A 12,145-nucleotide genomic window follows, 5' to 3' on the forward strand; every position below is an offset into this window, starting at 1 on the left:
GTGGCTTATGCCGCGTTGCGCTTGGCGGCGCTGTCGGCGAGATGACGGCCGGCAATGTAGCCGAAGGTCAGCGCCGGCCCAAGCGTGATGCCGGCGCCGGGATAATTGCCGCCCATGATGCTCGCCATGTCGTTACCGGCGGCATAGAGCCCCGGAATGACCCGTCCTTCTGCATCCAGCGCCCGCGCATTCTCGTCGGTGACGATGCCGGCATAGGTGCCGAGATCGCCGACCACCATCTTGATGGCGTAGAACGGACCGTTCTCGATGGGCGCGACGCACGGGTTCGGGCCGTGCAGCGCATCGCCCTGGTAGCGGTTATAGGCCTTTGAGCCCTTGCCGAAGGCCGCATCATGCCCCTGTGGTGCGGTCGCATTGAACTGCTTGACGGTCTCGACGAACGCCATGCTGTCGATGCCCGCCTTTGCCGCGAGCGCCTCCAGCGTCTCGCCGCGCATGAGATAGCCGGTCTTGAGGTGATGACCTAGCGGCATCGGGAATGGCGGCACGCAGCCGAGGCCGTACTTCCGAAGCGTCTGGTGATCGCAGACGAGATAGGCCGCGATCTCCTCGCCGGGCTTCGCAGCCTTCACCATGGCCTGGACGAAGTCGTGATAGGAATTGCCCTCGTTGGCAAAGCGCTTGCCGTCACGCATCACCGCGATCACGCCGGGTTTGGCGCGGTCGATGAAATGCGGCATCACACCGCTTGAGCCGTCCTTGCGCTTGGTGACCGAGACCGGGACCCAAGCTGCCGCGTTCGGCAGCCGGTCCTCGACCTGTCCGCCGGCGCTTTCCGCAAGGCGCAGGCCGTCGCCGGTATTGCCGGTCGGTCCCGGCGAAAAATGCTCGTTCCCAGTCGGCGCGTGCGGGAACAGCTTTTTGCGCCGTTCGACATCATGCGGGAAACCGCCGCAGGCGAGCACGACGCCTTGTCTGGCACGAATGCGGACGTCGCGTCCCTCGCGGGCGACGATGGCGCCGGTGACAGTGCCGTTCTCGACCGTCAGCTCGCGTACCGGCGCGGACAGCCACATCGGAATCTTTAAATCCTGTGCGGATTTCGCGAGGCGCCCGGCCAATGCATTGCCGTTGGTCAGCGTCATGCCGCGGCCATAGCGCAGCACGTCCATCAGATGCCGCGACAGGCGCTTTGCGACATAGACCGCCGAATTCAGCGACTTCGTCGCGCGCATGAAATGGACGATGTCCTTGCCGGATCCAAGCATCATTCCGAATACGGTCAGCTCGGGCAGGGGCATGCCGAGGGTCTTAATCTGGTCGCCGAGCTCGCGGCCGTCGAACGGGCGTGCCACCATCGAACGACCACCCTGGGTGCCGCCGGGCGCCTCGGCGTGATAATCCGGGAATACCAGCGGCATGTCGAAACGGAGCGCCGTCTTGTTGGTGAAAAAATCGACCGCCTCGGGCCCGGCGCTCAGGAATGCATCGACGCGCGCGGCGTCAAAGTTGTTGCCGGCTTCGTGCCGCAGGTAAGTCCGCGCCTGCTCCGGTGTCTCCTCGATGCCGTAGGCCTTTGCCAGCGAGGTGCCGGGAATCCACAACCAGCCGCCGGAGCGGGCGGTGGTGCCGCCGAAGCGCGGCTCCTTCTCGACGATCAGGACGTCGAGACCGCGATAGCGCGCGGTGATCGCGGCCGACATGCCGGAGCAGCCAGATCCGGCCACGAGCACATCGCACTCGTAAATCTCAATTGCGTTGCGCTCGTTGCCGGTCATGCAGGCCTCACTTCTTCAGCAGCGGACATTTGGATTCGGAGACCGGGCGGAAGGCGTCCTCGCCCTTCACCGTCTTGATGATCTCCAAATAATCCCAGGGTTCTTTGGACTGCTCTGGCGTTTTCACCTTGGCGAGATACATGTCGCGAATGACGCGGCCGTCCTCGCGCAAGCGTCCGCCATGAACGAATGTATCCTCGATTGGCAGCTCGCGCATCTTGGCCATCGCCTTGGCGGGATCATCGGTGCCGGCGGCCTTGATGGCCTTGAGATAATGCAGCACCGAGCCGTAGACGCCGGTCTGGATCATGGTCGGCATCACCTTGGTGCGCTCGTAGAATTTCCGCGACCATGCGCGGGTCGCCTCGTCCATGTTCCAGTACGACGCAGTGGTCATGTAGGTGCCCTGCGCGGATTTGAGCCCGATCGCGTGCACGTCGGTGTCGAACATCAAGAGGCCGACCAGCTTCTGGCCGCCTTGGACCAGGCCGAACTCGCCCGACTGCTTGATCGCATTGTCGGTGTCCTGGCCTGCATTGGCGAAGGCGACGACGTCCGATTTCGAGCTTTGCGCCTGGAGTGCAAAGGAGGAGAAATCGGCCGTATTGGTCGGGTGCTTCACGCCACCCAAAACCTTGCCGCCCATCTCGTTGATGAAGCGCGTGGCGTCCTTCTCGAGCTGCTGGCCGAAGGCGTAGTCGGCGGTGATGAAGTACCAGGATTTGCCGCCTTCCTTGATCACGGCGGAGGCCGTCACCTTCGACAGCGCGTAGGTATCATAGGTGAAGTGCACGGTGTTCGGGCTGCAAAGCTCGTCGGTCAACGAACTCGCGCCGGGGCCTGACAGCAGCGCGATCTTGTTGCGCTCGCGCACCATGTTGTGGACGGCGATCGCGATGCCGGAATTGGGAATGTCGACGACGGCATCGACCTTGCCGTTGTCGAACCAGCCGCGCACGATCTGCACGCCGACGTCGGTCTTCATCTGATGGTCGGCGCTTATGATCTCGATCGGCTTGCCGAGCACGGTGGGCCCGAACTCCTCCACCGCCATTTTCGCGGCCTCCACGGAGCCTGGCCCGCTGTTGTCGCGGCCCCAGCTCGACAGATCCGTCAGCACGCCGATCCGCACAGCGTCGTCGGAGATTTGCGCGTTCGCAACGGTGGTTATGGCAGCCGAAGTCATGGCCCCGAGCATAGCGCAGGCCAAAAGCCCTCTCATCGTCGTTCCCTCTCGTTTATGGGCCGCTTGGCGCGGCTGGTTATTGTGAGAGCAAGTTAGATAATGTTGAATAAGTTTGTCAATGGCGAATAAAGGGGATGCAGGTTCCGTGAAGGCCGCGAAGAGGTTGCGGAGCGGCGCACGCGACTGTTTCAACAACGTCATTGCGAGCGAAGCGAAGCAATCCAGGTTCTTTCCGCGGCGGGATTCTGGATTGCTTCGTCGCAAGGGCTCCTCGCAATGACGGTGCTGAAGCAGTAGCGCGCAATTGTCACCCACTGTGATCCTCGTCGACGACTATGCCCGGACAAGTTGCAACCGCCATCGCGATTGGCCATGATGGCGCCCAGGAATCTTGGGGCGCGGCAATGACGGCAGCATCGGGGGTCTCCACTGCGGCGGAGAAATCGACGACGGCGCATGTGGTGTGGGCGAGCGCGCTCGGCACGGCTATCGAGTGGTACGACTTCCTGATCTACGGCACGGCCGCCGCACTCGTCTTCAACAAGCTGTTCTTCCCGAGCTTCGATCCCTTCGTCGGCACACTGGCGGCGTTCTCGACCTATGCGGTCGGCTTCGTCGCGCGGCCGATCGGCGGCGCGATCATCGGGCATTATGGCGACCGGCTCGGCCGCAAGAAGATGCTGGTCGCGACCATGATCGCGATGGGACTGGGCACGTTCCTGATCGGTTGCCTGCCGACCTACAGTCAGATCGGCGTCTGGGCGCCGATCTTCCTGGTCATTTTGCGCTTCGTCCAGGGCATCGGGCTCGGTGGCGAGTGGAGCGGGGCGGTGGTCATGGTGGCCGAGCACGCCGGCAACCGCCGGGGCTTCTACGGCAGTCTGGTGCAGATCGGCTTCCCGGTCGGAGTCGCCGCGTCCACCGGCATTTTCGGTCTGATGACGCAGCTGCCCGAAGCGGACTTCTTGAGCTGGGGCTGGCGCGTGCCGTTTCTGATCAGCATCCTGCTCGTCGGCGTCGGCTTCATCGTAAGGCTGAAACTCGCGGAGACGCCGCACTTCAAGGAGGTGCTCGAGCGCAAGGAGGTCCTGGCGCAGCCGGCGCTGGAAGTCCTGCGCCGCGACTGGCGCAGCTTCCTGCTCGCGATCGGCATCACGGTGTCCGAAGTCGGGCTTGCTTATCTCCTCACTGTTTTCACCGTGGTCTATACCACGACGCAGCTCGGCCTGCCGCGGCAGGTGATCCTCAATGCGGTGGTCTATGCCGCGCTCGTCGAGCTCGCGACGTTGCCCCTCGCAGGCTGGCTGTCCGACATCTTCGGCCGCAAGGCGCTGTATCTCGCCGGCGGTGTGTTCTCGGTGGCGCTGGCGTTTCCGTTGTTCTGGTTCCTCGACACCAGGGAGCCGGCGCTGATCACGCTCGCGCTCGTCGTCACGATGACACTGACGCATGCGCTGCTGTTCGGGCCGAAGGCGGCCTTCATGCCGGAGCTGTTCCGCACCCAGGTGCGCTACAGCGGCGCATCGCTGGGAGCCAACGTCGCCGCGGCGCTCAGCGGCGGCTTTTCGCCGCTGATTGCGACGGCACTGCTGGCATGGGCCGGTTCTTATTGGGCCGTGTCGGTCTACATCATCGCCCTGTCGATCGTCACCATCATCGCCACACTGATGGCGCCGGAGACGGCGCGGGACCAGCTCAGGTCGTGAGGGCCGCCTTCATCACGTCTGCCGCGCGAACGGGCCCGCACGTTCGAAGCCATCGTTTTGTATGCACGTCTTGACGCCTTCTTATGCGCGCTGCCAAAAGCCGGTGCAGCGGGGCGAACCATTAGCCGCGTTTATGCAGCGAATTTTTACTTCCAATTTTACTTCACAACATCCCGCCCATAGCCTCCTGCGCAATTGGTCACATCCGCAGCCGGTCAATGGCGACCGGTGCGCAGCGTTCATCGTAGCCAACGAGGGTTGCCATGCTTGACAGGGACAAGGGGACATCCACGGCCAATCCGGCGGGGACGAGCGACAGGTCTGCGAAAAAGCTGAGCCGACGCACGCTGTTGAAGGGCGCTGCGGCGGTGGCCGGCGCTGCCGCAGGATCGGACGCGATCCGCGGATTCCCAACCATCTGGGCGCAGGAGATCAAGGACATCGAGCTGCGCCATGTCGGCGTGTCCTATTCGGTGGTGAAGGCGATCGGCGACCAGGCGGCCAAGGATCTCGGCTTCAAGGTGACGATGCAGAACCTCGACACCTCCGCTGCCATCAACCGCTTCATAAGCCAGCCTAATACGGTCGATATCGCCGATCTCGAGGGCTGGCAGGCCAAGCTCGCCGCCAAGCGCGGCGTGATCCAGGGCATCGAGGTCAAGAAGATCAAGGAGTTCGACAACATCCTGCCGATCTTCACCAAGGGGGAGATCGACGGTCACAAGATCCCGCGCCAGGGCATCTCGCCCTACGAGGCCATGTATATCGCCAAGCCCGATTCGACCGATCTGAACGACGGCGTGACCGAATGGGCGACCTTCCTGCCGCAGGTCTACAACGCCGACTCCATCGGTTACCGCCCCGACCTCGTCGGCCATGAAGTCACGGAATGGAAGGATCTGATCGATCCGAAATTCAAAGGCAAGGCCGCGATCCTCGACGTGCCCGCGATCGGCATCATGGACGCCGCGCTCTGCTTCGAAAGCGCCGGGCTGATCAAGTACGGCAACAAGGGCAACATGACCAAGGAGGAGATCGACTTCACCTGCAACAAGCTGATCGAGCTCAAGAAGCAGGGCCAGTTCCGCGCGACCTGGACTACCTTCGACCAGTCGGTGCAGCTGATGGCGGCGGGCGAAGTGGTCATCCAGTCGATGTGGTCGCCGGCGGTTGCCGCGGTGCGCGTGAAAGAAATCCCCTGCGTCTACGCGCCGGTCAACATCAAGAACGGCAAGGAAGGCTATCGCGGCTGGTGCAACGGCATGGGCCTGATGAAGCATCTCTCCGGCAAGAAGCTGGACGCGGCCTACGAATATCTCAACTGGTATCTGTCGGGCTGGCAGGGCGGCTTCGTCGCGCGCTACGGCTATTACAGCCCGGTGCCTTCGACTGCGAAGAAATTCCTCACGCCGGCCGAATGGGCGTTCTGGTACGAGGGCCAGCCCGCGCCGGAGGTGGTCAACGATCCCTATGGCGTTGCGATGGAGAAGGCGGGCACCAAGCGCGACGGCGGTTCGTTCCTCGACCGCGTCAAGAACATCTCCTGCTGGAATACGCTGATGGACGAAGCCGCCTACATGAACAAGCGCTGGAACGACTTCAAGGTGGCCTGAAACCTGCTTTTCCTGACGTGAACGAAGCGCCGGCGTGGCGATGCGCCGGTGCCAAATGACCGAGTTCGAGGCGTTTGCCGACATGCAGCCAAGCCTTAGTCCAGCTCTTAGTCCAGCTCAAACCTCACCACGCGCAAATCTCGCCGGCTGGCTCTACGTGTCTCCGCTCGTGCTGGTGCTCGTGCCATTCTTCGTGGCGCCGATCCTGGTCGTGCTGGCCGCGAGCTTCTTTGCCACCGACGGCTTTGGCGGGCTGACGCCGGGCTTCACGCTCGCAAGCTATGTCGAGGTGCTGCATTCGGCGCTGACGCTGAAGCTGTATCTCGCGACCATCAAATTCACGGTGCTGACCTGGATCTTCACACTGATCATCGGCTTCTTCGTCGCCTACTTCCTGGTTTTCCACGTCCGCAACCAGTTGCTGGCGATTGGCCTGTTCCTGCTCTGCACGGTGCCGTTCTGGACCTCGAACATCATCCGGATGATTTCCTGGATTCCGCTGCTCGGCAAGGAAGGCCTGATCAACCAGGCGCTGCTGGGGCTTGGCGTGATCCGCCAGCCGCTGGAAGTGCTGCTGTTCTCGGACCTGGCGGTCGTCATCGCCTATGTCCACCAGCTCACCATTTTCATGATTGTGCCGATCTTCAATTCCATGGCGCGGATCGACAAGAAGCTGATCGAGGCCGCGATCGATGCAGGCGCCAGCCGTTTCGACATCATGCGCCTGATCGTGGTGCCGATGTCCAAGAGCGGCATCGCCCTCGGCACCATCTTCGTCGTCTCGATCGTGATGGGCGATTTCTTCGTGGTCAAGGTGATGTCCGGCGGCGGCTCGGCTTCGGTGGTGAGCGCGTTCTACGAGGACGTCGGCGTGCTGCAATATCCGAGCGCGGCGGCCAGCGCAGTGTTGCTGACGCTGGTGCTGGTCGCGATCGTCTCGCTGATCCTGCGCACCGTCGACATCAGGCAGGAGATCACGCGATGAGCGCGGTTCTCGCCGACATGCCCGAAACCGATGTGTCAAAGACGATCGCGCCGGCGACAAAGGCGATTGCGCCGAGCAAGGGCGGCCGGCCGTGGACGTTCTACGTCCTGGCAACGCTGTTTGCGTTCTATGTGATCGCGCTCTACGGCCCGATGTTCTGCATCTACGTCCTGTCGTTCCAGGACATCCGCGGCGGCCTCGTGTTCCCGATGAAGGGCACTTCGCTGCACTGGTTCGTCGATCTCTTCACCCAGGTGCGGACCGGTGACGTCAAGGGCTCGTTCGACCGCTCGATCAAGCTCGCCGTCATTGTCACTGTTATCACGGTGGTGGTCTCGTTCCTCGCCGGGCTCGGTTTTCGCAAGCGCTTTCGCGGCGACACCGTCGTGTTCTACATGATGATCGGCAGCCTGGTCGCGCCGGGTCTCGTGCTCGGCCTCGGCACCGGTCTGTTGTTCCAGGCGCTCGGGCTCAATGCGAGCTGGTACACCTCGGCGCTCGGCGCGCAACTGTCCTGGACGCTGCCGTTCGGCGTGCTCGTGATGTTTGCGGTGATGTCGCGCTTCAACCTCGTCTGGGAGGAGGCGGCCTACGACCTCGGCGCCAGCCGCTGGCAATCGATCCGGCTGGTGATGATTCCGGTGCTGGCGCCCGGCCTCGTCGCGGTCGCGCTGTTCGGCTTCACGCTCTCCTACGACGAGTTTGCGCGCAGCCTCCAGACCGCGGGCTCACTGAACACGCTGCCGCTGGAGATCTGGAGCATGACGCTGAACGTCACGTCCCCCTCACTCTATGCGCTCGGGACGGTGACGACGATCGTCTCCTTCATCGTGATCGGCGCAAGCCTGGGCAGCATCGTGCTGATCCAGAAAAAGCGCGGCAGCAGCACAAAGGGTTGAGCTGAGAATGAAGAGTGATCGCGGCGATATCGAACTGGCGGGCGTCTGCAAGAGCTTTGACGGCGTCACCAATGTGGTGGACGGTGTCAATCTCAAGATCGCCGACGGCGCCTATTGCTGCTTCATCGGTCCCTCCGGCTGCGGCAAGACCACGATTTTGCGCATGATCGCCGGCCACGAGGACCCGACCGCCGGCGAGATCGTGATCGGCGGGCAGAACGTCGTCGGTCTTGCGCCGGTGCAGCGGCGCACCGCGATGATGTTCCAGTCCTACGCGCTGTTCCCGCATCTCACCGTGCGCGACAACATCGCGTTCGCCTTGCGCGTGCGCGGCATGTCGAAGGCTGATCGCCTGCGCGCTGCGGATGCCATGATCGAGAAGGTGCGGCTGACGCAATTCGCCGACCGCCTGCCGGCGCAGCTCTCCGGCGGCCAGCAGCAGCGTGTGGCGCTGGCGCGCGCCGCGATCACCGAGCCGAGGGTACTCTTGCTCGACGAACCGCTGTCCGCCCTGGACGAGCAGCTCCGCGTGCAGATGCGCCAGGAGCTCAGGCGGATGCAGCAGGAGCTCGGTATCACCTTCATCCACGTCACCCATACCCAGCTCGAGGCGATCGCGCTCGCCGATCTGGTGGTGGTGATGGAGCAGGGCAGGATCAAGCAGGCGGGCGCGGCCCGCGACGTCTATGCCCATCCGCACGATCGTTACGTCGCTGAGTTCATGGGCGGGCAGAACGTGCTGTCGGGGCGGGTCGAGAAGGTCAACGGTTCGACCTTTACGCTCGCGCAGGCCGCGCCTGATGGCATCGAGGTCCCGCTTCAGGCGCGGTCCACGGTGAGCGTCGGTGACAAGATCGATATCGCCGTGCGCCGCGACGATGTCGCGCTGGTCCGGCCGGGCAGGGAACTACCGCCGGGCTGCACCACGTTGCTGCCGAGTCGTGTGCTCGCGATCGAATACCAGGGCTATTTCGTCAAGGTCATGCTGGACACCGTGCCGGACGACGCGTTCGTCGCCTACGTGCCGGAAAAGACTTTCTTCGCGGATCCGTTCACCGTCGGCGACGTCGTGATGGCCACATGGGCCACCGGCAGCGCGCTTCCACTCGCCTAAAGACCCGTCGCGCACAGGAGTATGATCGTGCAGATATCCTTCACACTCAACGGACGGCCAACCATTGTCGATGTCGAACCGGCGATGCTAGTCGCCGAGCTGCTGCGCGAGCGGCTCAACCTCACCGGTACCCATATCGGCTGCGACACCAGCCAGTGCGGCGCCTGCGTGGTGCACCTCGACGGCCTGCCGGTGAAGAGCTGCACACTGCTCGCGCCCGCGCTCGACGGTGCGACGCTGCTCACCATTGAAGGGCTCCAGGGCGAACCTGGTTCGAACCAGCTGCATCCGATGCAGGAAGCGTTTCGCGAGCATCACGGCCTGCAATGCGGCTTTTGCACGCCCGGTATGCTGATGACAGCGGTGGCGCTTGCGACCGAGAAGCCGGATCTGACGGAAGTCGACGTCCGTCACGGCCTCGAAGGCAATATCTGCCGCTGCACCGGCTATCAGAACATCGTCGTCTCGGTCATGGCTGGCGCTGCCGCCATGAACACCGCGAGGGGAGAGTGACCATGGGCAATGTGATCGGGATCGGCGCTTCACCCAAACGGAAAGAGGACCAGCGCTTCCTCACCGGCCGCGGCAATTACGTCTCCGACATCAAGCGTCCCGGCATGACGGCGGGTGTGTTCGTGCGCTCGCCGCACGGACACGCGATCCTGCGCGGCATCGACAAGAGTGCGGCGCTCGCATCGCCCGGCGTCATCGCGGTCCTGACCGGCGAGGATGCCGCCGCGGACAAGCTGGGATCGCTGCCCTGCGGCTGGGGTATCTCGGATGCCAAGGGCGTGCCGATGAAGGAGCCCCCATTCCCGATGCTGGCGCAGGGCAAGGTGCGCTTCGTCGGCGACATGGTGGCCTTCGTCGTCGCGGAGACGCCGGCGCAGGCCAGCGCGGCGGCCGAACTGCTCACGGTCGATTACGAGGTGCTGCCCTCAGTGGTCGGCGTGCTCGAAGCCGTGCGGCCCGGCGCGCCGCAATTGTTCGACGACGTGCCGAACAACCTCTGTTGCGATTGGGAGCTCGGCGACAAGGCCGCGGTCGAGACTGCGTTCCGGAAAGCGGCGCATGTCGCAAAGCTCAGCCTCGTCAACAACAGGCTGATCGGCAACCCGATGGAGCCGCGCGCGGCGATCGCCGAATACGAGCCCGGCACGGATCGCTTCACGCTGTGGACCACCAGCCAGTTCCCGCATGTCGTGCGCTTCCTGATGGGCGCGCTGGTGCTGAACATTCCGCAGCACAAATTGCGCGTGGTCGCGCCCGATGTCGGCGGCGGCTTTGGCGTCAAGCAGTTCCACTACGGCGAGGAGGCCGTGATCACCTGGGCCGCCAAGCGCGTGATGCGGCCGATCAAATGGGTCGCGAGCCGGTCGGAAGGCTACGTCTCCGATCGTCACGGCCGCGATCACGTCACCGAGGCCGAGCTTGCACTGGACGAGACCGGGAAGTTCCTGGCCTTCCGTGTCAACACGCTCGCCAATATGGGCGGCTATCTCTCGACCTTCGGGCCGAACATCCCGACCAATCTCTACGGACCGCTGCTCGGCGGCGTCTACACCACGCCGGCAATCTACTGCAACGTGAAGGTGGTGTTCACCAATACCGTTCCGGTCGACGCCTATCGCGGCGCCGGCCGTCCCGAGGCGACCTTCGTGCTGGAGCGAATCGTCGACGTCGCAGCCAGCGAGATGGGGATCGACCGCGTCGAGATTCGCCGACGCAACATGATTCCGAAGGAGGCCTACCCGTATCAGACGCCGGTGCTGGTGCAATACGATTCCGGCGATCCGATGGGGTGTCTCGACGGCGCCCTTGTCGCGGCCGACGTCAAGAACTTCGGTATCCGCAAGGCGGAGTCGGCGCGCAGGGGCAAATTCCGCGGGCTCGGCTACTCGACCTATGTCGAGGCCTGCGGCCTCGCACCGTCGCGCTTCGCGGGACGATTGGGCGCGCGCGGCGGGCTCTATGAGAGCGCCACGGTGCGGGTGCATCCGACCGGCCAGGTCACGGTCATGATCGGCACCCACAATCACGGCCAGGGCCACGAGACGACGTTCGCGCAGATCGTCTCGGAAAAGCTCGGCGTCGCGTTTGACAATGTCGACATCGTGTTTGGCGATACCGATCGCGTGCAGTTCGGCATGGGTACCTATGGCTCGCGTTCGCTGGTGGTTGGCGGCGCGGCGCTGTCGAAGGCGACCGACAAGGTGGTCGCGAAAGGCAAGAAGATCGCGGCGCATCTGCTTGAAGCGGCCGAGATGGATATCCAGTTCGAGGCCGGAAAATTCTCGGTCGCAGGCACCGACCGCATGAAGACGTTCGAGGAGATCGCGGGCGCCGCCTACGTGCCGCACGACTATCCGCTCGAAGTGCTGGAGCCGGGACTCGAGGAGCAGGCTTATTACGATCCCGTCAACTTCACCTATCCCGGCGGCTGCCACATCGCCGAGGTCGAGATCGACCCGGAAACCGGCACGGTGACGCTGGTCAATTACACCGCGGTGGACGACGTCGGCACGGTCATCAACCCGATGATCGTCGAGGGCCAGTTGCACGGCGGCATCGTGCAGGGCGTCGGTCAGGCGCTGTACGAGAACGCGGTCTATGACGAGGGCTCGGGCCAGCTGCTATCGGGCTCGCTGATGGACTACTGCATGCCGCGCGCCGACCACATGCCGATGATGAACATCTCGACCCATTCGACGCTGTGCACGCACACGCCGATGGGCGTGAAGGGTTGCGGCGAGGTCGGCACCATCGGTTCGCCGGCTGCGGTCATCAACGCGGTGGTCGATGCGCTGTCGCATCTCGGCGTCACCCATGTCGACATGCCGGCGACGCCGAACCGGATTTGGCGCCTGCTTCAGAATGCATCGCTGCCGGTCGCTGCGGAATAG

Annotated in this window: 9 protein-coding genes; 7 read left to right on the forward strand and 2 right to left on the reverse strand. The window is 63.7% G+C overall.

The genetic code is table 11. The annotated features are described in order from the left end of the window. Positions 1–5: 5 nt before the first annotated feature. On the reverse strand, positions 6–1,739 hold the full coding sequence (locus ABIB80_RS09565; protein WP_354127253.1) for an FAD-dependent oxidoreductase: 1,734 nt from the start codon (positions 1,737–1,739) through the stop codon (positions 6–8). A gap of 7 nt (positions 1,740–1,746) precedes the next feature. Further along, on the reverse strand, positions 1,747–2,961 hold the full coding sequence (locus tag ABIB80_RS09570; RefSeq protein WP_354127254.1) for an ABC transporter substrate-binding protein: 1,215 nt from the start codon (positions 2,959–2,961) through the stop codon (positions 1,747–1,749). Between the two features lie 368 nt (positions 2,962–3,329). Here ABIB80_RS09570 and ABIB80_RS09575 point away from each other — a divergent pair, with 368 nt between their 5' ends. The 7 genes from ABIB80_RS09575 (at position 3,330) to ABIB80_RS09605 (ending at position 12,145) form a co-directional block, all read left to right on the forward strand. Next, positions 3,330–4,631: an MFS transporter gene (locus ABIB80_RS09575; protein ID WP_354127255.1), complete on the forward strand. Its 1,302-nt coding sequence runs from the start codon at positions 3,330–3,332 to the stop codon at positions 4,629–4,631. A gap of 263 nt (positions 4,632–4,894) precedes the next feature. Continuing rightward, positions 4,895–6,244, forward strand: coding sequence for an ABC transporter substrate-binding protein (locus ABIB80_RS09580; RefSeq protein WP_007595773.1), 1,350 nt, complete (start codon positions 4,895–4,897; stop codon positions 6,242–6,244). Between the two features lie 55 nt (positions 6,245–6,299). Then, positions 6,300–7,229 carry an ABC transporter permease gene (locus tag ABIB80_RS09585; protein ID WP_007595771.1) on the forward strand — a complete coding sequence of 310 codons (930 nt, stop codon included), beginning with the start codon at positions 6,300–6,302 and terminating at the stop codon, positions 7,227–7,229. Continuing rightward, positions 7,226–8,128 carry an ABC transporter permease gene (locus ABIB80_RS09590; protein WP_354127256.1) on the forward strand — a complete coding sequence of 301 codons (903 nt, stop codon included), beginning with the start codon at positions 7,226–7,228 and terminating at the stop codon, positions 8,126–8,128. Before ABIB80_RS09585 ends, ABIB80_RS09590 begins: the two co-directional genes overlap by 4 nt. Positions 8,129–8,135: 7 nt before the next feature. Beyond that, complete coding sequence (locus ABIB80_RS09595) at positions 8,136–9,242, forward strand: ABC transporter ATP-binding protein (RefSeq protein WP_007595769.1); 1,107 nt, start codon at positions 8,136–8,138, stop codon at positions 9,240–9,242. Between the two features lie 21 nt (positions 9,243–9,263). Further along, the gene (locus ABIB80_RS09600; RefSeq protein WP_354127257.1) at positions 9,264–9,755 is read left to right on the forward strand and encodes a (2Fe-2S)-binding protein; all 492 of its coding nucleotides are present in this window, start codon (positions 9,264–9,266) and stop codon (positions 9,753–9,755) included. 2 nt (positions 9,756–9,757) lie between these two features. Further along, positions 9,758–12,145 (forward strand): xanthine dehydrogenase family protein molybdopterin-binding subunit, encoded by a 2,388-nt coding sequence (locus ABIB80_RS09605; protein WP_354127258.1) that lies wholly within the window; start codon positions 9,758–9,760, stop codon positions 12,143–12,145.

This window comes from Bradyrhizobium sp. i1.15.2 (assembly GCF_040548425.1).
GTDB lineage: Bacteria > Pseudomonadota > Alphaproteobacteria > Rhizobiales > Xanthobacteraceae > Bradyrhizobium > Bradyrhizobium canariense.

Excerpts from the sequence above, each read along its gene's own strand:
- ABIB80_RS09565 (WP_354127253.1), bottom strand. The coding sequence starts at position 1,739 with ATGACCGGCAACGAGCGCAACGCAATTGAGATTTACGAGTGCGATGTG.
- ABIB80_RS09570 (WP_354127254.1), bottom strand. The coding sequence starts at position 2,961 with ATGAGAGGGCTTTTGGCCTGCGCTATGCTCGGGGCCATGACTTCGGCT.
- ABIB80_RS09575 (WP_354127255.1), top strand. The coding sequence starts at position 3,330 with ATGACGGCAGCATCGGGGGTCTCCACTGCGGCGGAGAAATCGACGACG.
- ABIB80_RS09580 (WP_007595773.1), top strand. The coding sequence starts at position 4,895 with ATGCTTGACAGGGACAAGGGGACATCCACGGCCAATCCGGCGGGGACG.
- ABIB80_RS09585 (WP_007595771.1), top strand. The coding sequence starts at position 6,300 with ATGACCGAGTTCGAGGCGTTTGCCGACATGCAGCCAAGCCTTAGTCCA.
- ABIB80_RS09590 (WP_354127256.1), top strand. The coding sequence starts at position 7,226 with ATGAGCGCGGTTCTCGCCGACATGCCCGAAACCGATGTGTCAAAGACG.
- ABIB80_RS09595 (WP_007595769.1), top strand. The coding sequence starts at position 8,136 with ATGAAGAGTGATCGCGGCGATATCGAACTGGCGGGCGTCTGCAAGAGC.
- ABIB80_RS09600 (WP_354127257.1), top strand. The coding sequence starts at position 9,264 with ATGATCGTGCAGATATCCTTCACACTCAACGGACGGCCAACCATTGTC.
- ABIB80_RS09605 (WP_354127258.1), top strand. The coding sequence starts at position 9,758 with ATGGGCAATGTGATCGGGATCGGCGCTTCACCCAAACGGAAAGAGGAC.